Annotated in this window: 22 protein-coding genes; 17 read left to right on the top strand and 5 right to left on the bottom strand. The window is 56.2% G+C overall.

Annotated elements, in window-relative coordinates; all coding sequences use genetic code 11:
• The first annotated feature begins 33 nt into the window (after nucleotides 1-33).
• From rplS to ung, 9 genes are all read left to right on the top strand, one after another.
• Complete coding sequence (gene rplS / locus FWJ25_RS15425) at nucleotides 34-390, top strand: 50S ribosomal protein L19 (protein WP_036131697.1); 357 nt, start codon at nucleotides 34-36, stop codon at nucleotides 388-390.
• Nucleotides 391-510: 120 nt separating this feature from the next.
• Complete coding sequence (gene xerD, locus FWJ25_RS15420; protein ID WP_149601158.1) at nucleotides 511-1413, top strand: site-specific tyrosine recombinase XerD; 903 nt, start codon at nucleotides 511-513, stop codon at nucleotides 1411-1413.
• Nucleotides 1414-1533: 120 nt separating this feature from the next.
• Nucleotides 1534-2280 (top strand): DsbC family protein, encoded by a 747-nt coding sequence (locus FWJ25_RS15415; protein WP_149601157.1) that lies wholly within the window; start codon nucleotides 1534-1536, stop codon nucleotides 2278-2280.
• Between the two features lie 144 nt (nucleotides 2281-2424).
• Nucleotides 2425-3726, top strand: coding sequence for a homoserine dehydrogenase (locus FWJ25_RS15410; protein WP_149601156.1), 1302 nt, complete (start codon nucleotides 2425-2427; stop codon nucleotides 3724-3726).
• An 11-nt stretch (nucleotides 3727-3737) separates the two neighbouring features.
• Nucleotides 3738-5138 carry a threonine synthase gene (gene thrC, locus FWJ25_RS15405; RefSeq protein WP_149601155.1) on the top strand — a complete coding sequence of 467 codons (1401 nt, stop codon included), beginning with the start codon at nucleotides 3738-3740 and terminating at the stop codon, nucleotides 5136-5138.
• A 6-nt stretch (nucleotides 5139-5144) separates the two neighbouring features.
• Nucleotides 5145-6881, top strand: coding sequence for a single-stranded-DNA-specific exonuclease RecJ (recJ, locus tag FWJ25_RS15400; protein ID WP_149601154.1), 1737 nt, complete (start codon nucleotides 5145-5147; stop codon nucleotides 6879-6881).
• A 236-nt stretch (nucleotides 6882-7117) separates the two neighbouring features.
• Nucleotides 7118-8213, top strand: a protein-coding gene (prfB, locus tag FWJ25_RS15395) for a peptide chain release factor 2 (RefSeq protein WP_149601153.1) whose coding sequence is annotated in 2 segments (ribosomal slippage) — nucleotides 7118-7189 and nucleotides 7191-8213 — 1095 coding nt in all. Because the reading frame shifts where the segments join, the coding sequence is not laid out codon by codon here.
• A gap of 52 nt (nucleotides 8214-8265) precedes the next feature.
• A complete protein-coding gene (gene lysS, locus FWJ25_RS15390) occupies nucleotides 8266-9807 on the top strand; it encodes a lysine--tRNA ligase (RefSeq protein ID WP_149601152.1) in 1542 nt (513 codons plus the stop codon).
• Nucleotides 9808-9810: 3 nt separating this feature from the next.
• Nucleotides 9811-10542, top strand: coding sequence for a uracil-DNA glycosylase (ung, locus tag FWJ25_RS15385; RefSeq protein ID WP_149601151.1), 732 nt, complete (start codon nucleotides 9811-9813; stop codon nucleotides 10540-10542).
• A 3-nt stretch (nucleotides 10543-10545) separates the two neighbouring features.
• On the opposite strand, the gene FWJ25_RS15380 is transcribed toward ung, so the two are convergent.
• The 5 genes from FWJ25_RS15380 to nadB all read right to left on the bottom strand — a co-directional run bounded on the left by FWJ25_RS15380 (nucleotide 10546) and on the right by nadB (nucleotide 14893).
• Nucleotides 10546-11379, bottom strand: a complete 834-nt coding sequence (locus FWJ25_RS15380) for an HDOD domain-containing protein (protein ID WP_149601150.1) — start codon at nucleotides 11377-11379, stop codon at nucleotides 10546-10548.
• 115 nt (nucleotides 11380-11494) lie between these two features.
• Nucleotides 11495-12499 carry a CAF17-like 4Fe-4S cluster assembly/insertion protein YgfZ gene (ygfZ, locus tag FWJ25_RS15375; protein ID WP_149601149.1) on the bottom strand — a complete coding sequence of 335 codons (1005 nt, stop codon included), beginning with the start codon at nucleotides 12497-12499 and terminating at the stop codon, nucleotides 11495-11497.
• Nucleotides 12496-12987 (bottom strand): hypothetical protein, encoded by a 492-nt coding sequence (locus FWJ25_RS15370; protein WP_149601148.1) that lies wholly within the window; start codon nucleotides 12985-12987, stop codon nucleotides 12496-12498. Before FWJ25_RS15370 ends, ygfZ begins: the two co-directional genes overlap by 4 nt.
• Nucleotides 12971-13243, bottom strand: coding sequence for an FAD assembly factor SdhE (locus FWJ25_RS15365; protein ID WP_149601147.1), 273 nt, complete (start codon nucleotides 13241-13243; stop codon nucleotides 12971-12973). Before FWJ25_RS15365 ends, FWJ25_RS15370 begins: the two co-directional genes overlap by 17 nt.
• A gap of 45 nt (nucleotides 13244-13288) precedes the next feature.
• On the bottom strand, nucleotides 13289-14893 hold the full coding sequence (gene nadB / locus FWJ25_RS15360; RefSeq protein ID WP_188093644.1) for an L-aspartate oxidase: 1605 nt from the start codon (nucleotides 14891-14893) through the stop codon (nucleotides 13289-13291).
• 204 nt (nucleotides 14894-15097) lie between these two features.
• On the opposite strand from nadB, the gene rpoE reads away from it, so the two are divergent.
• From rpoE to lepB, 8 genes are all read left to right on the top strand, one after another.
• Entirely contained in the window at nucleotides 15098-15715 is a 618-nt protein-coding gene (gene rpoE, locus FWJ25_RS15355; RefSeq protein ID WP_188093647.1) for an RNA polymerase sigma factor RpoE, read from the top strand.
• 15 nt (nucleotides 15716-15730) lie between these two features.
• A complete protein-coding gene (locus FWJ25_RS15350) occupies nucleotides 15731-16291 on the top strand; it encodes a sigma-E factor negative regulatory protein (protein ID WP_149601144.1) in 561 nt (186 codons plus the stop codon).
• A gap of 42 nt (nucleotides 16292-16333) precedes the next feature.
• Nucleotides 16334-17335 carry a MucB/RseB C-terminal domain-containing protein gene (locus FWJ25_RS15345; RefSeq protein WP_149601143.1) on the top strand — a complete coding sequence of 334 codons (1002 nt, stop codon included), beginning with the start codon at nucleotides 16334-16336 and terminating at the stop codon, nucleotides 17333-17335.
• Nucleotides 17332-17781, top strand: coding sequence for a SoxR reducing system RseC family protein (locus tag FWJ25_RS15340; protein ID WP_149601142.1), 450 nt, complete (start codon nucleotides 17332-17334; stop codon nucleotides 17779-17781). The genes FWJ25_RS15345 and FWJ25_RS15340 overlap by 4 nt, the downstream gene beginning before the upstream one ends.
• A 156-nt stretch (nucleotides 17782-17937) precedes the next feature.
• Complete coding sequence (locus FWJ25_RS15335) at nucleotides 17938-19338, top strand: DegQ family serine endoprotease (RefSeq protein WP_438616573.1); 1401 nt, start codon at nucleotides 17938-17940, stop codon at nucleotides 19336-19338.
• Nucleotides 19339-19463: 125 nt separating this feature from the next.
• Nucleotides 19464-22190, top strand: coding sequence for a bifunctional diguanylate cyclase/phosphodiesterase (locus tag FWJ25_RS15330; RefSeq protein WP_149601140.1), 2727 nt, complete (start codon nucleotides 19464-19466; stop codon nucleotides 22188-22190).
• Nucleotides 22191-22295: 105 nt separating this feature from the next.
• Complete coding sequence (gene lepA, locus FWJ25_RS15325) at nucleotides 22296-24098, top strand: translation elongation factor 4 (RefSeq protein WP_149601139.1); 1803 nt, start codon at nucleotides 22296-22298, stop codon at nucleotides 24096-24098.
• An 11-nt stretch (nucleotides 24099-24109) separates the two neighbouring features.
• Nucleotides 24110-24919, top strand: a complete 810-nt coding sequence (lepB, locus tag FWJ25_RS15320; RefSeq protein WP_149601138.1) for a signal peptidase I — start codon at nucleotides 24110-24112, stop codon at nucleotides 24917-24919.
• Nucleotides 24920-24933: the final 14 nt, after the last annotated feature.

Below are 24933 nucleotides of genomic sequence, written 5' to 3'. Positions count from 1 at the left end.
GACACTGAGAGATTGGGTATCAGGAGCATTACGATGAGCGGCAAGAACAACATCATCAGTCAGATTGAAGCAGAACAGATGACCAAGGAAATCCCAGCATTTGCGCCGGGTGACACCGTGGTTGTTCAGGTTCGTGTAACCGAAGGTAACCGTGAGCGTCTGCAGGCGTTCGAAGGCGTTGTTATCGGTAAGCGTAACCGTGGCATGAACTCCTCCTTCACCGTACGTAAGATTTCCTACGGTGTTGGTGTTGAGCGTACTTTCCAGACTTTCTCCAAGCTGATCGACAGCATCAGCGTGAAGCGTCGTGGTGACGTGCGTCAGGCCAAGCTTTACTACCTGCGTGACCTGTCTGGTAAGGCAGCTCGCATCAAGGAAAAGCTCGGCTGATCAGCAAATTGCTGAGCAGTTCGCTTTTGAAAAGGGCAGCCTTCGGGCTGCCCTTTTCTGTTTGTTATGATGGATAACGTGGGTTTGCATGTTCTGCGGATGAAAGGAAACCGGCCAGGTATGAGGGAAGAGGACGAGCAGATCATTTCCAGATTTACGGATGCACTGTGGCTTGAAGATGGGCTTGGGGAAAAGACCCGGCAGGCATATCGAAGCGATCTCGGGCGGCTGTCGAGGTGGCTCGAGGCCAAGCCTGGCGCACCTTTGCTGGTTGCGGCCGGGCGTACGGATCTTCTCGGTTGGATGTCTCAAGGCCTGGCTGAGGGAGTCAAGGCATCAACAGCTGCCCGGCGTCTATCGGGGATTCGGCGTTTCTATCGGTTTCTCTTGCGGGAGGGTGTGATTGCTGAGGACCCAACACTGCGGATCGAGAGTCCTCGTTTGCCTCGTCGACTTCCGGATTCCCTGACTGAGGAAGATGTTGATGCACTGCTCAGTGAACCTGATCCGGAATTGGCTATAGAACTGCGGGACCGTGCCATGCTGGAGATTCTCTACGGCTGTGGCCTCCGTGTGAGCGAATTGACGGAGCTGCGGGTAGATCAGGTTAATCTCCGGCAGGGTGTCATTCGCATTGTCGGTAAGGGCAATAAAGAGCGTTTGGTGCCTATGGGAGAGGAGGCTGCAGACTGGCTGTTGCGGTATATGAAACAGGCCAGGCTGGAGCTGCTGAAAGGACGCACCTCCGATGCCTTGTTTCCCGGTAGTCGACCGACAGCTATGACCCGGCAGACATTCTGGTATCGGATCAAGCTATACGCAGCCCGGGCAGGAATTCGGAAGCATTTGTCTCCCCATACCCTGCGTCATGCCTTTGCAACCCATCTGTTGAATCATGGGGCGGATCTCAGGGTGGTTCAGATGTTATTGGGGCACGCAGACCTCTCGACTACCCAGATTTATACCCACGTTGCCCGTCAACGGCTGCAGGCATTGCATGAGTCTCATCATCCGCGTGGATGAGCCTCCGTTTTTTGGTATGGTGGTTTGAACTTTTGCGGCCTGAAGGTGTCGCATAACCAATTATTATGGCCCTGTCGCGAGAGCCGGGCGGGCTGAATTCCCATTTGACTGGATGGAAGTATGGTTGCCAGAAAAAGCATGAAATCCATGGCTCTTGCCATGATGGTGGGTGCGGGTGTCGTTTTGGCGGCTCCGGTGTTTGCTGGAGACGTTGAAGACGCTATCGCCGAACGCCTGGCAGCGGCAGTGCCGGGATTGAAAGTCTCATCGGTCAGGGAGTCCGAAGCTAAAGGGCTCTACGAGGTTCAGAGTAATAACGGCGAAACTATCTACACCACTGAAGATGGCCAGTATCTCTTTACCGGTGACATGCTGAAAGTTACCACCAGCGGAATCTCCAACGTCACCGAGCAAGCCAGAACGGGGCAGCGTCGTGAGACCATGGAAAGCTTCGGTGACAAGGGCGTAATCAGCTTCCCGGCCAATGGTGAGGAAAAAGCGGTCATCAGCGTTTTCACCGATATTGACTGTCCCTATTGCCGCAAACTTCACAATGAGGTGCCCCAGCTCAACGGTTATGGCATCACTGTAAATTACTACGCGTTCCCGCGCTCTGGTCCCAATACAGCTTCATTCAGAAAGTACGAGTCGGTCTGGTGTTCAGAGGATCAGCAGGCGGCCATGGATGATGCCAAGGGAGGTCGTAATGTGGCTCCCGCAACCTGTGATAACCCGGTTCTTGAACAGTACCAACTGGGTGGAAAGGTGGGTGTCACGGGCACGCCGGCGATTGTCCTTGAAGATGGCACAATGGTCCGCGGCTACGTACCTGCAGATAACCTGGCCAAGGGTCTTGGGCTGCTCTGAAGTTGATTTTTACCGGTTCTTTGAGTCGGTTCCCTCCGGTATTTCAAGTGCTACCGATTCAGGGCTTATTCAAGGGCAACTGAATCGGTATACTATGAGCCCACTGTAATTTATCAGCGCCCGTTCGGGATCAGAGGTGAGAGTTTGAAAGACGTCAGTGTCGGAATCTGCGGACTGGGTACCGTTGGCGGCGGTACATTTAATGTCTTGACCCGTAACGCCAGGCTTATTGCCGGCCGGAGTGGCTGCAACATCCGAATTGCACGGGTTGCCAGCCGTCGTCCCCGCAATGATCTGGAACTGGGAGACGTACCCTTTTCTACCGACATCTTTGATGTGGTCAACGATCCGTCCATTGATATCGTCGTTGAACTGATTGGCGGCTATGAAGTAGCGAAGGAGCTGGTTTTGGCGGCCATCAGCAATGGCAAACACGTGGTTACAGCCAACAAGGCGCTGATTGCTGTTCACGGTAACGAGATTTTCGAAGCAGCGGAAAAAGCCGGTGTTGTTGTCGCCTATGAGGCGGGAGTAGCGGGCGGTATCCCGGTCATCAAGGCCGTTCGGGAAGGGATGTCTGCGAACCGGATTGACTGGATCGCCGGTATCATCAACGGAACCGGGAACTACATTCTCACCGAAATGCGGGCAGGTCGGGAGTTTTCCGAGGTGCTTAAGGAAGCTCAGGAACTGGGCTACGCGGAAGCTGATCCTACCTTTGACGTGGAAGGTATTGATGCTGCCCACAAGCTGACCATTCTGGCTTCTGCGGGCTTTGGTGTTCCCCTTCAGTTCGAGAAAGGATTTACCGAGGGGATTTCGAAAATTACCCCGTACGATATTGCCCACGCTGAATTGCTGGGTTACCGGATCAAGCATCTGGGTATTGCCCGACGCCGGGAAGAGGGGATCGAGCTTCGGGTGCATCCGACTCTGGTTCCACAGAGTCACCTGATTGCACAGGTTGACGGTGTTCTTAATGCTGTGTTGGTGGATGGCGATGCGGTTGGACAGACCATGTACTACGGGCCGGGTGCCGGCGACGAAGCCACAGCGTCTGCTGTGATCGCCGATGTGGTGGATGTCGCCCGTGTTGTTGCCAGCGGCAGCAAACACCAGGTGCCTTACCTTGGATTTGAGCCGGCAGCGCTCGAGGATATCAGCGTGTTGCCGATGGAAGACATCCAGTCTGCCTATTATCTGCGGATCACCGCGCTGGATCGCCCGGGTGTGCTCGCCAAGATTGCCTCAGTGCTCAGCGAGCACGGCATCAATATCGAGTCGATCATGCAGAAAGAATCGGAGCTCAAGGATGGTCGGATTCCGGTCATTATCCTGACCCACACCGTTCAGGAACGTCAGATGAACCGCTCCATCGAAGAGCTCGAAGGGCTGTCTGATATTGACGGCCAGGTGGTTCGCATCCGCGCTGAAAACTTTAACTGACAGGTACGCACGTGAGATATATCAGTACGCGGGGTGAAGCGCCCGCATTGGGCTTTGAAGACGTTCTCCTGACTGGCCTGGCCAGCGATGGTGGGCTCTATGTTCCGGAATCACTCCCGCATTTCAGCCTGGAAGAGATTCGTAGCTGGCGTGGCCTGAGCTACAGTGAGCTGGCATTCAACGTTATGTATCCGTTTGTGAATGACGCGATACCGGAAGAAGACTTCCGCAAGATGCTGACCGAAACCTATGCCGGATTTGCGCATCAGGCAGTAGCTCCGCTGGTTCAGCTGGATACCAACGAGTGGGTGATGGAGCTGTTCCGTGGCCCGACCCTTGCATTCAAGGATTTTGCCCTGCAACTGCTGGGACGTCTGCTCGACTATGTGCTCGAGAAGCGCAAACAGCATGTGGTGATCATGGGGGCTACCTCCGGTGACACCGGGTCTGCAGCGATCGAAGGCTGCCGTCACTGCGAACACGTGGATATCTTTATCCTGCATCCTTACCAACGGGTATCCGAGGTGCAGCGCCGCCAGATGACGACGGTACTTGGCGACAATATCCACAATATTGCGGTTAAAGGTAACTTCGACGATTGCCAGCGGATGGTCAAAGAGAGTTTTGGTGATCAGTCGTTCCTTGGCGGTAAGACGCAGCTGGCAGCGGTAAACTCCATCAACTGGGCGCGGATCATGGCCCAGATTGTCTACTACTTCCAGGCGTCTCTGGCACTTGGCGGTCCGGATCGCAGCATGGCGTTCTCGGTGCCCACCGGTAACTTTGGCGATATTTTCGCAGGTTACCTGGCCAAGAAGATGGGGCTGCCGATTTCCCAGCTGGTTATTGCCACCAACCGTAACGACATTCTGCATCGTTTCATGAGTGGCAACCGGTACGAGCAGCACAAGCTGGAGCACACTCTGTCTCCGAGTATGGACATCATGGTGTCCAGCAATTTTGAACGCCTGCTGTTCGACCTGCACGGTCGTGACGGTGCGGCGGTCAAGGAACTGCTGGAGAATGCCGCCAAGGGTCCTGTCAGTATTGAAGATTATCGCTGGCGTCATGCCCGCAAGCTGTTTGACAGTGATGCGGTGGACGACAAGACCACGTGTGACACCATTCGTGAAGTGTTTGAGCAGAACGAGTACCTGCTGGACCCTCATACCGCCATCGGTGTGAAAGCTGCCCGTAACTGTCGTCGTGACACATCGGTTCCGATGATCACGCTCGGTACTGCACATCCTGCGAAATTCCCGGATGCCATTGCCGAGTCCGGTCTGTCGGTCAAACCGCAACTGCCTCCGCACATGGCTGATCTGTTTGAGCGGGAAGAGCGTTATACCGTCCTGGACAACGATGTTGCAGGTGTTCAGGGCTTCATTGCGGAACACTGGAAAAATGCCTGATCGGGTATGACTCCCAAAAAGATCCTGCGTCGCCCCCAGCCGGATGTCCTTCCGGGCTGGGGGAATAATCTCCCTCCTCTCCTTCGTCGTCTTTATGCCGCCAGGGGCGTGCGTTCAGATGATGAGCTCAGCTATACCCTCAAACATCTGGCGTCGCCTATGGAGTTGCGAGGCATCGACCGCGCAGTCGAGCTGCTTGCAGAGGCCATTGCGACCCGGCAGAAGGTGTTGGTGCTCGGTGATTTCGATGCTGATGGTGCCACCAGTACCTCTGTTGCCATGCTTGGGCTGTCCATGCTTGGCCTCGCGAATATCGACTTCCGCGTTCCGAGCCGGTTTTCCGACGGCTATGGTCTTACCCCTGGCATTATTGAGCGGCTGAGAGAGGACGGTGACCTTCCGGATCTGATGGTCACAGTGGATAACGGGATTTCCGCTGTTGAAGGCGTGAAAGTTGCCCGGGATCTTGGCATCAAAGTCGTCATCACCGACCACCACCTCGCGGGCGAGGTGCTACCGGATGCTGATGCCATTGTGAATCCCAATCAGCCTGGCTGCCCCTTCCTGAGCAAGAATGCGGCGGGCGTGGGCGTCATGTTCTACGTGCTTACCGCTTTGCGGAAACACCTGCGGGAGACGGGCCAGTTGCCCAATCCCGAGCCAAATCTTGGCAGCCTGCTTGATCTCGTGGCCCTCGGCACCGTCGCGGATGTGGTTCCGCTGGATCACAATAACCGTATCTTCGTAGAGCAGGGCCTTCGCCGGATCCGCAAGGGCGAAGCGAGGCCGGGTATTCTGGCCTTGCTGGACGTGGCTGGCCGCGATTACACCGCCATCAGTTCCACTGATCTGGGCTTTGTGGTCGGCCCGCGTCTGAATGCGGCTGGCCGCCTTGATGACATGAGTATCGGTATTGCCTGCCTGTTGGCGGATAGCCCCGATGAAGCCCGCCGACTGGCAAAAGAGCTGGATACCTTCAATCGCGAACGCCGGAATATCGAAAAGGAAATGAAAGCCCAGGCTCAGGACCTGCTCGCGTCCATGTCTCTGGATATAGAGGGATTGCCATGGGGACTGGCGTTATTTGATCCGGACTGGCATCAGGGTGTTATCGGTATTCTGGCAGCCAGAATCCGCGAACAGACCCACCGCCCGACCATCGCCTTTGCGCCTGATGACGACGGCGAGCATATCAAAGGCTCGGCACGATCCATTCCTGGCCTCCATATCCGTGATGCCCTTGCCGTTGTTGATGCGCGCCATCCCGGCATGATGAAAAAATACGGAGGCCACGCCATGGCCGCCGGTATGACTATTTCCAAAGACGATCTGGAAGCCTTCCGTAACGCCTTCGATCAGGCCGTGCGGGATTCTGTTGAGGCCGAAGACCTGGAAGCGTCTATCGTGACTGATGGTCCGCTAAGTGTCGGTGAACTCAGCCTCGACACTGCCAACCTGTTGAAGCGGGCAGGGCCATGGGGACAGCATTTCCCGGAGCCTGTTTTCGATGGAGAATTCCGTGTCGTCAGTCAGCGCATTGTTGGTGAAAACCACCTGAAGCTTGTCCTTCAGCCTATGGATAACAGCGGCATCATTGACGGCATAGCGTTTAATACCGGCCCTGACGTACCGGATTACACGAAAACCGGTGCCCGAGTGGTCTATAAACCAGATGCCAACACCTTCCGTGGCAGAACCAATCTCCAGTTGCTTATCGATTATCTGGAGCCCTTGCCTGCCTAGTCTGGAGTTAGCCGCGGAGGTGGCGATGCTTTTCTTCTGGGAAAAAGCAACTCGCTGCGCTCAGACATCTTTTTCCCGGCAGAAAAGCATCCCCACCCCCACGGCTACCGGACACTCTGCAAATTTAACGGTCGAGCAAAGTGTGTAGCGGTTTCCCCGGCTGATTTACCGGCGAAATTCCGGTAGAATCCGCCCACTGTTTTTACTCACCATATTCCATAGCGAGTAAAGGATTCATGGAAATTAATCCCATAGTGACGAAGATCAAAGAGCTTCGCGAGCGCACTGAAGCGCTCAGGGGGTATCTTTGACTACGATCATCGTAGTGAACGACTGGTCGAAGTAGAGCGGGAACTTGAGCTTCCCACCGTCTGGGACGACCCGGAGCGGGCTCAGGCGCTTGGTAAAGAACAATCTGACCTTGGGCTGATCGTCAAAACCATCGATAACCTTACCAACGGGCTGGCCGACGCCGAAAGCCTGCTGGAGATGGCTGTCGAGGAAGACGACGAAGGTACAGTGGAAGAGATCGAGAGCGACCTTCTGGGGCTTGATAAAGACCTCGAGAAGCTCGAATTCCGACGCATGTTTTCAGGCGAGATGGACGGCAACAACGCCTATCTCGATATCCAGGCGGGTTCCGGCGGCACCGAGGCCCAGGACTGGGCGAACATGCTGTTGCGGATGTATCTGCGCTGGGCCGAGCGCCGTGGTTTCAAATCCGAGATCGTCGAGTTGCAGGAAGGTGAAGTGGCAGGTATCAAGAGTGCCACCATTCATATTCAGGGCGACTACGCCTACGGCTGGCTGCGGACGGAAACCGGTGTTCACCGTCTGGTACGGAAATCACCGTTCGATTCCGGCAATCGCCGCCATACGTCATTCTCGTCGGTTTTCGTCTCTCCTGAAGTAGATGACAGCTTCGAGATCGAAATTAATCCGGCAGACCTCCGGGTGGACGTATACCGGGCTTCTGGTGCCGGTGGTCAGCACGTTAACCGTACCGAATCTGCGGTTCGACTGACCCACAACCCGACGGGCATTGTGGTGGCCTGTCAGGCTGGTCGGAGTCAGCATCAGAACAAAGACCAGGCCATGAAGCAGCTCAAGGCCAAGCTGTTCGAGCGCGAAATGCAGTTGCGTAACGCCGAGAAACAGAAGGCGGAAGACGCGAAGGCCGATATTGGTTGGGGCAGCCAGATCCGCTCCTACGTTCTTGATGATAGCCGGATCAAGGACCTGCGGACCAAGGTAGAAACCAGCAACACCCAGTCGGTGCTGGACGGTGACATTGATAAGTTCATCGAAGCCAGCCTGAAGATGGCGCTGTAAGCGGCGCCATCAACCGTTAAACCGGATTCAATCCCGATTTTAGTGAGCCAAAATGACTGAGCAAACCCAGAGCGCTACCCAGCACGAGGACAACAAGCTGATTGCCGAGCGCCGTGCCAAACTGGCCGACATGCGCACCGAAGGCAATCCGTTCCCCAACGACTTCCGTCGCGATGCCACCGCTGCAGAACTGCAGGAGAAATACGGTGACAAGAGCAAGGAAGAACTGGAAAAGCTGGATATCAAGGTGGCTGTTGCCGGCCGCATGATGCTTGACCGCAAAGCGTTCAAGGTTGTTCAGGATATGACTGGCCGCATTCAGGTATACGCTGCCAAAGAGGTCCAGAAGGAAACCAAACATTGGGATCTTGGGGATATTATTGGCGTTCGCGGAACCTTGTCGAAGTCCGGAAAGGGTGACCTTTACGTAACCATGGAAGACTATGTGCTGCTGACCAAGTCCCTGCGCCCGCTGCCCGAAAAGCACAAGGGCCTGACCGACATGGAAGCGCGCTACCGTCACCGGTACGTGGACCTGATGGTGAATGAGGAAACCCGGAAGACCTTCCAGGTGCGTACCGGAATCATCAACAGCATGCGAAGCTACTTCAACGCCCGTGGCTTTATGGAAGTAGAAACCCCCATGCTGCAGGTGATCCCGGGCGGCGCGACCGCACGTCCGTTTGTGACTCATCACAATGCCCTTAGCATTGATATGTACCTGCGTATTGCTCCGGAACTCTACCTCAAGCGCCTCGTGGTTGGTGGCTTTGAGCGGGTATTCGAGATCAACCGGAACTTCCGGAACGAAGGTCTTTCGACCCGTCACAATCCGGAATTCACCATGGTGGAGTTCTACCAGGCCTACGCAGATTATCAGGATCTGATGGACCTTACCGAGGATATGCTGCGCCAGATCACCCGGGACGTTCTCGGCACCACTACCGTAGTGAACACCCGCGAACTTGCGGATGGTGAAGTGGAAACCGTCGAATACGACTTCGGTAAGCCGTTCAAGCGAATGAGCGTGGTCGAGGCGATACTTGAGCATAACCCGGATATCCAGGCCGGCCAGTTGGGTGATGAAGCCAGTGCCCGTCGTGTTGCCGGGAATCTGGGTATTCAGCTCAAGGACACCTGGGGGCTGGGTAAGGTCCAGGTTGAGATCTTTGAGGCGACAGCCGAGCATCTGCTGATCCAGCCGACGTTCATCACCGACTATCCCAAGGAAGTGTCTCCTCTGGCTCGCTGTAAGGACAGTGATCCGTTCGTTACTGAGCGGTTCGAGTTCTTCGTCGGTGGCCGGGAGCTGGCCAACGGGTTCTCCGAGCTTAACGACGCGGAAGATCAGGCTGAGCGTTTCCGTGCCCAGGTTGCAGAGAAGGATGCGGGTGATGATGAGGCCATGTTCTACGACGAAGACTACGTCATGGCTCTGGAATACGGCTTGCCGCCCACAGCCGGCGAAGGTATCGGTATTGATCGTCTGACTATGCTGCTGACCAACTCTCCCTCCATTCGTGACGTTATCCTGTTCCCGCATATGCGTCCGGAGCACAAGGCTGAGCATCACGCACCAGAAGGCGAGGAGTAAACCATGTCCCCGGTTGAGGCTCTGGCAAGTCAGCTAAGGCCGGACCGGGGGTGGTCCGAGCATCTCGCAGGTGAATTCCGTCAGCCCTATATGCAGACGCTGGCGGACTTCCTGGCATCGGAAGAGCGAGCCGGGAAAGTTCTCTTCCCACCCAGCCATCTCTGTTTCAATGCCCTGAATAGTACGCCTCTGGATAAGGTGTCCGTGGTGATATTGGGGCAGGATCCCTACCATGGGCCGGGACAGGCCCATGGGCTGTGTTTCTCTGTGCGCCCTGATGTGCAAACACCACCGTCACTGGTCAACATCTTCAAGGAAATACAAGAGGATCTTGGCATTGCCCCTCCGGATCATGGTTGCCTGCAGCCGTGGGCAGATCAGGGTGTGCTGCTGCTCAACAGCGTATTGACGGTTGTTCAGTCCCAGGCTGGAGCTCATCAGGGTAAAGGCTGGGAAACCTTTACTGACAAGGTGATCGAAATCATCAACCGGGAACGCGAGGGGGTCGTGTTTCTGCTTTGGGGTAGCTACGCCAAAAAGAAGGGACAACACATTGATCGCAGCAGGCATCTGGTGCTTGATGGGCCTCATCCTTCACCGTTGAGCGCCTATCGTGGGTTCTTCGGCTGCAAGCACTTTTCGAGGGCGAACGAATGGCTGCAGCAAAAAGGGCAGCCACCCATTCATTGGGCACTGCCCTCCAAGGCCGAGCTACTTGCCCGGTATCGCAAGTAAACCTTACTGCAGCAGAGCCATCGCCGCTTCCATCTGGGCGTTAAGGTCTTCTTCCTCACTCATGTCGATGTTCGGGTCGAGTCCCAGCCGGTCAAAGGCACTGATGGTATTCCAGTCCATTTCTGTCCATGGATGATCGGTGCCGGCGACCAGTTGGAGGTTGGCCACCATCACCAGGTCAGAGTAGTCCGCCGAGGGCGCTTCGCGCTGGAAGTTTGCGTACTCCATCGGCACGCTCTGCAACTCCTTCGGGAAGTCCCATTTTTCAAGGATCGTGGAACCTATCCGCGGGTGTAACTCGTCAATAACGTTGTCCAGCATGATGGAACTGATCTGGATGTCCTTGTCTTCGACGTAGCGGAGAATCGGCAGAACACCGATCAGGTGCACCAGACCGGCCAGGGTCGCCTGATCCGGTTTGAGCCTGGTGTAGTGCTGCGCGAGAACATGACAGATACCCGCCACTTCGGTGCTGGTCTGCCAGGTGGCGCGCAGTCGTTTGTCTACCATGTCGGAGGTGGCCTGGAACATTTGTTCCATCGCCAGGCCCATGGCCAGATTGCTGGTGTAGGCCATACCCAGGCGGCTGACTGCCATGTTGAGGTTTTCTATGGCACGGCTACCCCGGAACAGGGGGCTGTTACACACCCGGATGAGTCGGGCAGAGAGCGCGGTGTCATTGCTGATCACCTTCACCAGATCGGCGATCGCTGAATCTTCAGACTCGGCAATTTCCCGGACTTGCAGGGCGACTTCCGGCAGGGTTGGAAGCACCAGTTTGTCATTTTCGATGGCGGTGATCAGATCGGTTTTAATGGTTTCGACAATATTCGACATGGTCAGTCATGGTCCACTGGTCTGAAACGGGAGCGGGATAAGAGAAGCGTTGGTCCCTTATATCGTTCGCTACGTGACATCTTTATAGCAAATTACGGCGCTTTTGCCTGTCAACTTATGTATCCATAGGGGCGGCATTATCCCTCTCCGGCACTGTGTACGGCAGTGGCAGAATCGTCAGGGCGGCTCCGGGGCTATCTTCCAGTGTCAGTTCCCCGTTGATGGCGTCGTGGCGAATTACGGCGAGTAGTTCATGGTGGCCGTCCTGGAACGCGACGGAATTGACTACGTCACCAACAGCCCGGTCACCGGACAGCAGTCGGCCCCCTGGTCGTGGTGTCGAGTCGGCATTATGGGCAGCAACCCTGAACAGACTTTTCTTCAGTTGCCCCAGGAAGTGCATCCGGGCAATGACTTCCTGGCCGGTATAGCACCCCTTCTTGAAATGCACACCACCAACATGTTGCCAGTTCAGCATTTGCGGGACAAAAGCTTCCACAGAGGACTCGGTCAGCGAGGCTATGCCGGCTGCGACCTCCGACCCCTGCCAGTCTTCAAGAGAGACCTCCCGTACTGGGTCCAGGTTGGCAGGGGCTGATGCCAGTTGCCAGAACTCGAAGCGCTGCAGGCCTTCAGCTGTGGGCTCGACTCTGATCAGGTAGCCGGATTCCAGCGCGACACTGTCGCCGGGCTCCTGAAGTGATTCGACAGCGTCCCCAGCCAGATTTCTGGCCAGTTCGTCGCCCAGGATTCCCCGAATCATAGCGGTGTTTTGAACCTCGGCGGAGGTTCCCCGGAACAGCATCATGTATTTGCGTAACTGCTGAAGCGTTGGCTCAGCAAGAGTTACTCTCAGGGACAACAAGACATCGTCGCCATCGCGAACCATTCGGGTCAGGCAGTAGGTTCGTCCTTTGGGGGTGGCGGCGGCAGCACGTGGAGAGTGGCCTGAGACAACCTCATCCAGATGTTGGCTGAACTGCCCCTGCAGAAACTTGTCGGTGCCAGGGCCGCTGATACGCACGATGACCTGGTCTTTCAGATTTGCCCAGCCGATGTCTGGCAGTGGCGAGCTGGTAAGCTGGCTCTTTGCTGAGACTGCTGTCTCTGTATCAGTCATGGAATTCTCCGGGTCTTGGATTCTGTTGCCTGTATGTGCCGGGGTCTACCCAGTCTCAGCCACACTCTCAATTTGCGAAACTCATCTTCCGTGACATTGCCAGGCCACCAGTGACTGCCAGCCACGAGCAGGCAGGAATATGCAGAGAATCTGGTGTCGACGGGCTGCAGTTTCAAGAGCGTCAGGCACGGACCAATACGGCTGCTGCCTGACGGTTGCACCTCAATCTGCTGCCCATTTGCCAGACCGCTGTGGAGTCGTCCTTCCTCAAGCCTGAGTAATACGACGGACGACGGCGTTCTGAGCAGGCCGATGTGACGATATTGGTAGATACCACCGAGCATAGCGGCGGGCGCCAGCGTCCACAACCACCGCGAGCCGGTTGCTCCGGCTATCGCGATGAAGGCCAGCAGGAGCAGCCAGGGGGCAGTCCCTAACAGCCCTGCGATAATGGAAGGTGAGAGCTGAAGATCAATCCGGTTGGACACGGTTCAGGATCATGTCCACCATGCGTTGCAGGTCCGGGTCTTCCGGGCGACTCCGTTGCATGAACCACTCAAACATATCGGTGTCTTCGCAGCTCAGAAGCTTCTGGTAACGGGCCTTGTCTTCCTGTGACAGATCCCGGTATACATTCTCCACGAAAGGAATCAGCAGAACGTCCAGCTCCAGCATGCCCCTGCGGCTGTGCCACCACAGGCGGCTGAATTCTGGGTTGTCGGAAGACGGGGATTGTTCGGACATAAAAGTTTCCGTTGGCTTGGTGTCAAAAGGTGCGTGATGCCGGGTTCACGGCGCCGGGGTTCGGTAGGTTGTCGGTACCAGAATCGTGTCCCTGGCGTCGCTGAGCAGGTCAGGGTAATCGAGCGTGTAGTGCAGCCCCCGGCTTTCTTTGCGCTGAAGGGCGGAGCAGATGATCAGATCTGACACGGTGACCAGGTTTCTCAACTCAAGAAGGTCGTTGGACACCCGATAGTTGCTGTAAAACTCGCTGATTTCCCGGGATAACAGGTCCACCCTGTGTTTTGCCCGCTGCAGTCGCTTGGTGGTGCGGACAATGCCCACATAGTCCCACATGAAGTGGCGTAGCTCATCCCAGTTGTGGGAAATGACAACGTCTTCGTCAGAGTCCCGTACCTGGCTTTCATCCCAGTCCGGAGCGTCCGGGGGGGCGGGTATATCAGACTCTCTTCGGGTGATGTCCGCTGCGGCTGAGCGGCCGTAGACCAGGCACTCCAGAAGTGAGTTGCTGGCCATGCGGTTGGCGCCATGCAGGCCGGTGAATCCAGCCTCTCCAACCACGTACAGGTTGTTGACGTCAGTGCGTCCGCGTTCGTCGGAGATGATACCGCCGCAGGTATAGTGGGCAGCTGGTACCACCGGAATCGCTTCCCGGGTAATGTCGATGCCAAAGCCCAGACACTTCTCGTAGATGGTCGGGAAGTGATGTTTGATGAAGTCGGCGGGTTTGTGGCTGATGTCCAGGTAAAGGTGATCGGCCCCCAGGCGCTTCATTTCGTGGTCGATTGCGCGGGCAACGATGTCCCGTGGTGCCAGTTCGGCACGGTCGTCAAAGCGATCCATGAAACGACTGCCGTCCGGCAGTTTCAATACGCCGCCCTCGCCACGAACCGCTTCAGTAATGAGGAACGACTTGGCGTGGGGGTGATACAGGCATGTTGGATGGAATTGATTGAACTCCATGTTTGCCACCCGGCAGCCTGCCCTCCAGGCCATGGCAATCCCGTCCCCGGAGGCACCGTCCGGGTTGGTTGTGTAGCGGTAGGCTTTTGAAGCTCCGCCAGTCGCAATGACGGTAAACCGGGCCCGGAACAGCTCTACGTGATTGGTGTCTAGGTTCAGAATGTAGGCGCCCACACAGCGATTGCCTGGCAGCGACAGTTTTCGGTTGGTAATCAGGTCGACAGCAACCCGGCTGCTCATCAGTTCGATGTTAGGGCGTGCCTCAGCCTGCTCGGCCAGCGTTGTGGATACAGCATGGCCTGTGGCGTCAGCCGCATGGATGATTCTGCGATGGCTGTGGCCGCCTTCACGGGTCAGGTGATAGTCGGCATTCTCGTCCCGGGTGAAATCAACGCCGGAGTTGATCAGCCAGTCAATGCTTTCTTTGCCGTGCTCGACGGTAAAGCGGACCGCATCCTCATGGCATAGCCCGGCGCCGGAGGCCAGGGTGTCCGTTATGTGATCCTCAATGGAATCATCGTCATCGAGAACCGCTGCGATACCGCCCTGGGCCCACAGAGTGGCGCCGCTGGAGATGGCGGCCTTGCTCAATACGCAGACCCGGAGGTGCGTCGGCAGGTTTAGTGCAACGGTCAGGCCGGCAGCACCACTGCCGATTATCAGGACATCAAATTCGTAGGACTGTGGCATTGGGTCGTGATCGCGGGCCATAATGAGGGGGACTATTGAACTAAACTTTGTGCTTGCTGTCTATTTCGCCTAACAGGGTAGACTGCTTCGATAGCGGTACTGCCGGGGTAATCTATGGACGCCGGACAGCGCACAATGACTCAAGCAAACCTCGTACAGGCCGGTCAACTGGCCATTAAAACAGGGAACACCGGCACACCGTCCATGACTCCTGATACCGATCAGCGACAGGGTGATCGCACCGACAGTCAGACCGACCTTCAACTGGTACGCAAGGTGCGTAACGGTGATCGGGCGGCTTTCGATCTGCTGGTCGTCAAATATCAGTCGAGAGTGGCGTCGATCATCAGTCGCTATGTCTACGACAGTCAGGAAGTGATGGATCTGACCCAGGAAACGTTCGTCAAGGCATTCCGGGCAATCGAACGATTTCGTGGCGACAGTGCCTTTTACACGTGGCTTTATCGTATCGCCGTCAATACCGCAAAGAACTATCTGGAGTCCCGGGGGCGTCGCCCGCAGGGGAGTGCTGATGTCTCCGAAGCGGAAAACTTTGATGACGGAGGGCGGCTCCGGGATGTCGCTTCGCCGGAGCGTATGCTGCAGCGGGAAGAGTTACAGCAGGCGCTGGCAGATGCCATTTCACAGTTGCCGGAGGATTTGCGGTCTGCGTTCCTGCTCCGCGAATATGATGGCTTGAGTTATGAAGACATTGCCGGAATTCTCGAGTGCCCGATCGGTACCGTGCGTTCCCGTATTTTCCGGGCCCGGGATGCGGTGGATCGCCATCTGGGTCCCTTGCTAAACCATTCAGTGACGTAATTGAGGTTGCATCCTATGGATGACCGTCTCAGAGAAACACTATCAGCCATGATGGATGACGAAGCCGATGAACTGTCGGTCCGTCGTCTGTTGTCCCACGATTCCCAGGCTCACGTGTGCGATCAGTGGCGCCGATGGCAGCAGGTTCGTGACCTGATGCATCACGGTCACGCCCCTGCAGATGCAGTGGATGTGAGTAGTGCTGTTCGGGAAGCTCTGGATGGCCGCCCCCGACCATCGGTAACGGCGGGTGTTAAACAGGATAAAACATCGCGCCGCTGGCGCTGGCCTGCTGTTGCCATGGTGGCGGTGGCTCTGGTTGTCGGGTTTGGTGCCGGTGCCGGTTGGGAGTCCACCGGAGCTGTTGACGGCCCGGTGGCGGCAGTTGGCTCACCTGGCCCAGTGACAGCGGCTCCGAAAGCTGAGCAGGAATTTGCCATGCAGGGGTTGGATGAAGAACAGTGGGAGCACATGAGCCGGTATCTTCTGGAACACGCCCAGCACAACAGTGTTGGTGCGGGGCGGGGGTCGGTGGGCTATGCGCGGATGGTTAGCGCCAGCGGTAGTGGCTATTAATCCGGGGTGTCTGGAAACATGTTGAGTGCTGGGGCAGAGACCATGATGAGCAGGCTGGTCCGGGTTTTCGGAGTGGTTTTACTGTGTGCCGCCATGCCGGTTTCTGCAGCAGGTTCCGGCGGACGGTCAGCTGTCGACTGGCTTGATCAGATGGGCGCTGCATTGAATATGACGTCCTACAAGGGTGTGTTTGTCTATGCCAGAGGCGATCAGGTTCACTCGATGCGGATTGCCCACCGCTATCAGGATGGCAAGGTGCATGAACGTTTGGTCATACAGGATGGTGGTAGCGGGGAAATCGTCCGAAAGGGCACGGATGTGGTCTGTGTGTTGCCTCGGCAGGGGCGGGTCAGGCTGAATCAGGTCATACCGTCCGGCCCGTTTGCCAAAGCGTTCACCAGTCAGCAGGTGCCATTGGGTCAATGGTATAAGGCTGAACTCGTCGGCGAAGATCGCGTGGCTGGGTATAGCACCGTGATTGTCGCGTTGACGGCCAAAGACGGTTATCGCTACAGCCATCGCCTGTGGCTGGAGAAAAATACCGGTTTGCTGGTGAAAAGTAATGTTGGCGAGGTGGCGGGCAAGGTGCTGGAGCACTTCCAGTACACCACTCTGGAAATTACCAATGACATCCCGGACAGCGAATTCGAGATACAGACCGATGGCCAGGAAATCTCTCGTAATTTGAAAGCCCGGGAGGCACCAGAGCATTTGTCGCAGGAAATGGACGGGTGGCATCTGGGCTGGTTGCCCCAGGGGTTTGTGCCAGCGGCAGCTCCCCGGGCCGGTAGTGGCCACGCGGTGGCGTTCTCCGATGGGTTGGCGGCATTTTCGGTGTTTGTGGAGCCTGAGGGGGCCGTCAGAATGCCGTCTGGTGTTTCCCGAATTGGAGCGACGACGGTTTACATGAGGGCCTTGGGGGATAATAACACCCGTTTTTTGGTGACAGTGGTGGGGGAGGTGCCTCCGCAAACCGCGAAGCAGGTGGCCGAATCTGTCGAGATTGATACGTCGTCACTGGCGCTTAATTCGAGGCAGCCATGATTACGGAAACCGGTAAAGTCATCGCCCTCAAGGGTAATCAGGCCTGGGTTCAGACCATTCGCACCAGTGCCTGCCAGAGCTGTGCCGCCCGCAGCGGCTGCGGGCAGCGGGTTCTGGCTGGTGCAACGAGTGGGCGGGCTAATCAGGTGCTGGTCCTCAATTCGGTGGATGCCGTTGTCGGGGATGAGGTAACCATCGGTATTGATGAGCAAGCCTTGCTGGGCGCGTCTGTTATTGTTTATGCGGTTCCGTTGCTGCTGATGATCGTGGGAAGCATGCTGGCGCATCAACTCTCTGGGGGTTCCGATGGGTGGTCAATCCTCGGTGCTGTGTCCGGGCTGGTTGCCGGTCTGTTTTGCAGCCGGAAGCTGCAGAAGAACAAACAGCAGCAGTATGAACCCCGGTTGCTCCGAGTCAATCGGATAGTCTCCAATACCTGTCTATAAATCCTACCGTTTTGTAAGTTGAAATACGCTCCTACGAGATCAAGATAAAGACTTGATGTATTCATTATCAGGGGATTCAACATGCCTAGAACGTCAAAGGTGCTTTCTGCTCCGTTAGGTTCCTATCCGGTGGCCCGGGGGCTGGAAGCGTTGGTGATGCTGTCGGTCATGATGGTGGTTTTATGGAGCCAGGGCGTTTCTGCCCGGGAGCTGCCGGATTTCACCGAATTGGTAGAAGATAACTCCAGTGCGGTTGTTAATATCAGTACTACGACAACGCCCAAAGCGCAGAGCTCCCGTTTTCGGGGGATGCCCTTCGACGAGCGCCAGCTCGAGCAACTACCGGAATTCTTTCAGGACTTTTTCCGTGGGCAGCAGTCGCCGTTTGGCGGCAGTCCCAATGCCCAGCCGCGCCAGTCCATGGGCTCAGGCTTCATTGTTTCTCACGATGGATATGTGTTGACCAATAACCATGTCGTGGAAGGTGCAGATGAAATAACGGTAAGGCTCAGCGACCGTCGAGAGTTGCCCGCGACTCTGATAGGAACGGACCCCCGTTCGGATGTCGCCGTGCTGAAAATTGAGGATGGAGACGATCTGCCGGTGGTGAAGATCGGCAGTTCCAAGGAACTGAAAGTCGGTGAATGGGTGTTCGCTATTGGTTCACCATTTGGTTTCGACCACACGGTGACCGCCGGCATTGTCAGTGCCGTTGGCCGCTCACTGCCATCCGAGAACTACGTACCGTTTATCCAGACCGATGTCGCAATCAACCCGGGCAACTCCGGAGGTCCGCTGTTTAACCTGGATGGCGAAGTGGTCGGGATCAACTCCCAGATTTACACCCGTTCAGGTGGTTTTATGGGGGTCTCCTTTGCGATCCCGGTCGATGATGCCATGAATGTGTTTCGGCAGATCCGTGACAAAGGTATGGTCTCCCGCGGATGGCTCGGTGTGCTGATTCAGGAGGTGAGCAAGGATCTTGCGGATTCCTTCGGCCTGCGCCGCCCGCGGGGTGCGTTGGTGGCCGAGGTGATGGAAGGGTCCCCGGCTGAGGCGGCAGGCCTGCAATCCGGCGATATCGTCCTTGAATATGACGGTGATGAAATTCAGCTTTCGTCGGATCTTCCTCCGATGGTGGGCCGTACCGCTGTCGGCGACACCGCGCGCCTTACGGTGCTTCGCAACGGCGATGAAATGGATATCGAGGTCAAAATCGGCGAGCTTCCCGATCAGGGCGGTCAGCAGCAGCCTGCCGAACAGGCTGATAACGACAACTCGTCAGCAGCCCCTCTGGGTATGACGGTTGAGCCCGTTCCTGCAGAGATGGCGGATGCTCTGGGTCTGAAGGGTGGTGTTGTTGTGATGCAGGTGGGCCCGGGGCCGGCCTATCAGGCTGGTATCCGCCCCCGGGATGTCATCACCGAAATTAACCGCAAGAAAGTCACTTCGGTCAAAGAGTTCCGGAGCGTGGTCGAAGCTTTGCCGGATGACCGTGCGGTATCCGTACGGGTGATCCGTGAAGGTCGGGCAAGTTACCTGGTCATGAAGCCTTGACCTGAACTGAATCGACAACTGCAGTGACAAGGCCCCCGCGTGGTGTCGTGAGCGACACTTCCGGGGGCCTTTGCTATACTTCTCCGAATTTCCAATAGAGCTCGGCCAGGGAATGGACTGATCGCATGATGCACAAAAAGGATATTTCTCTCAGACAGCTGCTTGAATTCCGGAATGCCTGGGTTGCCTGGCTTGTATTCCTGGTGGCAGTTGTGGTCACTGTACTGTTATGGCAGTTGTCGATCCGTCTGGTGGAAGACCGCACTGAGGCCCGTTTCCGTAATCAGTCCCTTCAGTTGAAAACCGCCATTGAGGAGCGTCTCCTCAACTACGAACAGGTACTTGCCGGTAGTGCAGGTCTGTTTGCCGTATCAGGTGATGTTTCTCGGGAACAGTGGCGTGAATACATTGATAAAGTCGATATCAATCGTTATTACCCGGGTATTCAGGGCATTGGTTATGTACGTCGGGTAGGGGTTCGCCAGATGGCAGACCATATTGCCTCCGTTCGTGCCGAAGGGGTGCTGGACTATCTGGTGAATCCCCTGGGAACCGGTCCTTATTATTACCCGATGGTCTACCTTGAGCCTGGGACCGAACGTAACCGTCGTGCCCTGGGTTATAACGCATTCAGTGATCCGGTTCACCGTAGTGCCATGGAGCGGGCGCGGGACGAAGCGATTCCAACCATCACCGGGAAGGTTGTACTGGTGCAGGAGGAGTTTGCAGAAGATCAGGCGAGTTTCCTGATGTATTACCCGGTTTACCAGGGCGGAGACGTGCCGGAGATTCCTGCAGAGCGTCGGATGATGCTATCCGGATACGTGTTCAGTGCGTTCCGTATGAACAACCTGATCGACGGCATTGTTGGTCTGATCTCACCGTTCCTTGATGTGCGGATTTATGATTCCGGCGTCGCCGAGCGGGAAAATCTGATGTACGGCTCCAATCTGGGGTCTCTGGACAATGAGTTCAGCTTCCAGATGGAGCAGAATGTTACGGCTGGCGGGCGTGATTGGCTTCTGCAGACCCGTTCGACTCCCGCGTTTGATTTTCTTGCTTCAGATCCCCGGCCGCCCATCGTGCTGGGATGCGGTCTGATTATCAGTCTTCTGCTTAACCTGTTTGTGCTGGCGCTTGTCCGTTCGCGGCTGATGGCGCAGGTGAGCGCGGGGCGCTACCGGGCCATTACGGAGGGCGCTGCGAATGTGACCCTGGTACTTGATCGTGAGGGCAAAGCTACGTACGCCAGCCCCTCAAGCCTGGATATTCTCGGTTTTGATCCTGAACAAGTGCAGTCCCTGGAGTTTGAAGGTCTGGTGCATGGAGACGACTGGCCCCACCTGCAGCAAGGATTTGATGACGCCGTAAAGGCGCCGGGCAAGCAGATGCCGGTGATCCGCGCGCGTATTCGGGATTCGGAAGGCCAGTGGCGAGACATGGAAGGCACGTTCACAGCCATGCTGAATGTACCTGGCGTGTATGGGGTTGTGCTCAGCTTGCGGGATCTGACCCAGCTCAAGGCTGCCCAGTCCGAACTGCATCGTCTGGCCTTCTACGATCCGTTGACAGGTCTGGCGAACCGGCAGCTTTTCCGGGATCGACTCAATCACGTCGTACGCCGTTGCCGACGTAGCGGTGAGCCTGCTGCCCTGATGTTTCTTGATCTGGACGGTTTCAAGCGTATCAACGATACCCTCGGCCACGATGCTGGCGATGAGTTGCTGCGTCAGGTCGCGCAGTGGCTGGAGGGCTGTGTCCGGGAAGAGGATTCGGTGGCTCGCCTCGGGGGAGATGAATTCGTCGTTTTGCTGTCCCGTATCAGCGGGTCCGACGCTGCGGGTAAGGTGGCGGAGACGATTCTGCGCAGGTTGTGCCAGAGAATTCGCCTGAATGATCACGAAGTCGGCATTACGGTCAGTATCGGTATCACCATGATTCCTCACGACAGTGAGGATTCGGGTACATTAATGAAGTACGCTGACCTGGCTATGTACCGGGCCAAGGAACTGGGCCGCAACACCTATCAGTTCTTCACTCCGGCTATGAATATCAAGGCTGCACGGCGCCTGCTGCAACAGGAAGAGTTGGCGACGGCGCTGGATGGCGACCGCTTTGTGCTGCATTACCAGCCGAAAGTGGATCTGGAGTCCCAGCGGGTGATTGGTGTAGAGGCCTTCCTGCGTTGGCACCACCCTGAAAAGGGGCTGGTGTCGGCCCAGCAGTTCATTGGCCTGGCGGAAGAGACAGGGCTGATCATTCGGCTGGGCGAACTCGCCCTCCGTCATGCCTGTATTCAGGTTCAGGCGCTTGAGCGGGCAGGGTTCGAATCGCTGAAAATGGCGGTCAATCTGTCGGTTCGCCAGCTGACGGATTCAGGGTTTCTCGACATGATTCGTCAGGTCATCACCGAAACCGGCGTCTCGCCGGAGCGTCTCGAGCTGGAAATGCCGGCGGAATTGCTGAATGAAGACCCCCGGATGCTCCGGGAGTTACTTGTGGCACTGCATGACCTGGGTGTTTGCCTGATTCTGGACGATTTCGGGACAGGCTCCTGTTCTCTGGTCGCGCTACAGCAACTCCCTCTCGATGTGATCAAGATTGATCACCGGTTTATCAGGGATATCCCATATAACGTCAGCGCCACTGACGTGGCCTCCGCGGTTATCGCCCTGGCCAGGAAACTGCACCTTACGGTGGTGGCTGAAGGGGTGGAAACGCCGCAACAGCTAAGCTTCCTGAAGTCCGCCGGGTGCGCGCAGTGTCAGGGCAATCTGTTCAGCTATCCGCTGGATGAAGATGCACTGATTGGTTTCCTGATTCGTCAGTATGAAAGGCCGCTCATATCCTGAACGTGGTAATAGTAGCCGGTAACCGGTAAAATCACGCCGTTCCCGGACTCCGGTAGCGGCCTCTCCGGGCTCAATCCTTCGTCTTTTTATGAGTATCCATCGTCTGTGACTGAACTGAGCCGAATCCGTAACTTCTCCATCATTGCTCACATTGACCACGGTAAATCTACCCTGGCTGATCGCTTTATCCAGACATGCGGTGGCCTGACAGACCGGGAAATGGCTGAGCAAGTGCTGGATTCCATGGATCTTGAGCGCGAGCGCGGGATCACCATCAAGGCCCAGAGCGTAACGCTGAATTACAAGGCCCGTGATGGTCAGGAGTACAAACTGAATTTCATTGATACCCCGGGGCACGTGGATTTCTCCTATGAGGTATCCCGCTCTCTGTATGCTTGTGAGGGTGCGTTGCTGGTGGTGGATGCCGGTCAGGGTGTGGAAGCCCAGTCTGTGGCTAACTGTTACACCGCGATCGAGCAGGGTCTCGAGGTGGTTCCGGTACTGAACAAGATGGATTTGCCTCAGGCAGAGCCGGAACGGGTAGCCGCGGAAATTGAGGACATCATTGGTATCGAAGCTTCCGAAGCGGTACGTTGCAGTGCCAAAAGCGGCTTGGGCGTTGAAGACGTACTGGAAGACCTGATTGCCAAGATTCCGCCCCCCAAAGGGGATCGAAGTGCTCCCCTGCAAGCGCTGATTATTGACTCCTGGTTTGATAACTACCTGGGCGTTGTGTCTCTGGTGCGTGTAACGGAAGGAACCCTGAGAAAGGGTGACAAGATCGTTATCAAGTCGACCGGTAAGGCCTGGAATGCTGACAAGGTCGGTATTTTTAATCCCAAGCCTACGGATACCAATATCCTGGAGGCCGGCGACGTAGGTTTTGTGGTCGCTGGTATCAAGGATATTCATGGCGCACCGGTGGGTGACACCATTGTGCACCAGAAGTTTGCCGAAGAAACGCCGATGCTGCCGGGTTTTCAGAAGATCAAACCGCAGGTTTACGCTGGCCTGTTCCCGGTGAGCGCCGACGATTACGACGATTTCCGGGATGCGTTGGAAAAACTGACCCTCAATGATGCGTCTCTGTTCTTCGAACCTGAGAATTCAGACGCACTCGGCTTTGGCTTCCGCTGTGGCTTCCTTGGCATGTTGCACATGGAAATCATTCAGGAGCGTCTGGAGCGCGAGTACGACATTGATCTGATTACCACCGCGCCAACGGTTATCTATGAGGTGGTTACAAGGCAGGGTGAGACGTTGTCGGTGGACAACCCCTCTCGTCTGCCGGATATTGGGTCCATCGAAGAAATGCGCGAACCCATCGTGGAAGCCAATATTCTGGTTCCGCAGGCCCACCTGGGTAATGTGATTGCTCTGTGCGAAGAGAAGCGCGGTGTTCAGAAGAACATGCACTTCATGTCGAGCCAGGTTCAGGTCACCTATGAGTTGCCCATGGCTGAAGTGGTCATGGACTTCTTCGACCGGGTCAAATCTGCGAGTCGCGGTTTTGCCTCCCTGGATTACCACTTTGTGCGTTTCCAGCCTGCAAACCTGGTACGGCTGGACGTGTTGATCAACGGCGACCGTGTGGATGCGCTGGCATTGATCGTGCATAAGGATCAGTCCCACTACAAAGGCCGCCAGCTGATCGAAAAAATGAAAGAGCTGATCCCCCGGCAGATGTTTGATATAGCCATTCAGGCCGCCATCGGTAATCAGGTGGTTTCCCGGGTGACTGTCAAGGCGCTGCGCAAAAACGTCACGGCCAAATGTTATGGCGGTGACGTAAGTCGGAAGAAAAAACTGCTGCAGAAGCAGAAAGAGGGCAAGAAGCGCATGAAGCAACTGGGTAACGTGGAGGTTCCCCAGGAAGCGTTTCTGGCCGTGTTGCAAGTCGACAAATAAAAGGCACCTGAATGGATATCGATTTTCCTCTGGTTCTGGTTGTTCTGACCTTTGCGACGGGTCTGATATGGCTGGCGGATAAACTGTTTTTACGTGAACGTCGTGTGGCAGCAGCCAAAGCCAGCGGAAACCCGCCGGGTGTGACGGACAATGCTTCAGTGGCCGAGGCAGAAGAGCCGAAAGAACCGTACCTGGTGGATCTCAGCCGGTCTTTTTTCCCGGTTCTGGCCATCGTGCTGGTGCTGCGCTCATTCCTGATCGAGCCGTTCCAGATTCCGTCAGGTTCCATGTTGCCGACCCTGGAAGTCGGCGATTTCATTCTGGTGAACAAATACTCCTACGGGTTCCGTTTGCCGGTGGTGGGAACCAAAGTCATCGAGATGGGAGACCCACAGCGTGGTGATGTCATGGTGTTTCGCTATCCTAAAGACGGCAAGACCAACTACATCAAGCGGGTGATTGGTCTTCCCGGCGACCAGATCCGCTATCGCGACAAACAGCTATTCATTAATGGTGAACGGGTGGAGAACCAGTTTATCGCCCGCTTGCCTCCGGTGGAGCGTCGCCGGGAAGAGCTGGGTAATGTTGAGCACGATATTTACCACACACTCGGCCGGCCTGGTGCGTCCGGAGAGGGGGAGTGGACCGTTCCCGATGGTCACTATTTTGTCATGGGGGACAACCGGGATAACAGCAACGACAGCCGGTACTGGGGCATGGTTCCCGACGACCTGATCGTTGGTAAGGCGTTTGCGATCTGGATGCACTGGAAATCGCTTACCAGTCTGCCATCCTTTGATCGTGTAGGTGGGATCGAATAATTCCGACAATCTGG

The organism is Marinobacter salinexigens (genome assembly GCF_008370345.1).
Lineage (GTDB): Bacteria > Pseudomonadota > Gammaproteobacteria > Pseudomonadales > Oleiphilaceae > Marinobacter > Marinobacter salinexigens.
The sequence above is the reverse complement of the archived record's forward strand: the minus strand, read 5'-3'. Positions and strand labels throughout refer to the sequence as shown.

Coding starts and splice junctions, on each gene's coding strand:
- rplS (WP_036131697.1), top strand. CDS start 34: ATGAGCGGCAAGAACAACATCATCAGTCAGATTGAAGCAGAACAGATG.
- xerD (WP_149601158.1), top strand. CDS start 511: ATGAGGGAAGAGGACGAGCAGATCATTTCCAGATTTACGGATGCACTG.
- FWJ25_RS15415 (WP_149601157.1), top strand. CDS start 1,534: ATGGTTGCCAGAAAAAGCATGAAATCCATGGCTCTTGCCATGATGGTG.
- recJ (WP_149601154.1), top strand. CDS start 5,145: ATGACTCCCAAAAAGATCCTGCGTCGCCCCCAGCCGGATGTCCTTCCG.
- lysS (WP_149601152.1), top strand. CDS start 8,266: ATGACTGAGCAAACCCAGAGCGCTACCCAGCACGAGGACAACAAGCTG.
- ung (WP_149601151.1), top strand. CDS start 9,811: ATGTCCCCGGTTGAGGCTCTGGCAAGTCAGCTAAGGCCGGACCGGGGG.
- FWJ25_RS15380 (WP_149601150.1), bottom strand. CDS start 11,379: ATGTCGAATATTGTCGAAACCATTAAAACCGATCTGATCACCGCCATC.
- ygfZ (WP_149601149.1), bottom strand. CDS start 12,499: ATGACTGATACAGAGACAGCAGTCTCAGCAAAGAGCCAGCTTACCAGC.
- FWJ25_RS15365 (WP_149601147.1), bottom strand. CDS start 13,243: ATGTCCGAACAATCCCCGTCTTCCGACAACCCAGAATTCAGCCGCCTG.
- nadB (WP_188093644.1), bottom strand. CDS start 14,893: ATGCCACAGTCCTACGAATTTGATGTCCTGATAATCGGCAGTGGTGCT.
- rpoE (WP_188093647.1), top strand. CDS start 15,098: ATGACTCCTGATACCGATCAGCGACAGGGTGATCGCACCGACAGTCAG.
- FWJ25_RS15350 (WP_149601144.1), top strand. CDS start 15,731: ATGGATGACCGTCTCAGAGAAACACTATCAGCCATGATGGATGACGAA.
- FWJ25_RS15345 (WP_149601143.1), top strand. CDS start 16,334: ATGATGAGCAGGCTGGTCCGGGTTTTCGGAGTGGTTTTACTGTGTGCC.
- FWJ25_RS15340 (WP_149601142.1), top strand. CDS start 17,332: ATGATTACGGAAACCGGTAAAGTCATCGCCCTCAAGGGTAATCAGGCC.
- FWJ25_RS15335 (WP_438616573.1), top strand. CDS start 17,938: ATGCTGTCGGTCATGATGGTGGTTTTATGGAGCCAGGGCGTTTCTGCC.
- FWJ25_RS15330 (WP_149601140.1), top strand. CDS start 19,464: ATGATGCACAAAAAGGATATTTCTCTCAGACAGCTGCTTGAATTCCGG.
- lepB (WP_149601138.1), top strand. CDS start 24,110: ATGGATATCGATTTTCCTCTGGTTCTGGTTGTTCTGACCTTTGCGACG.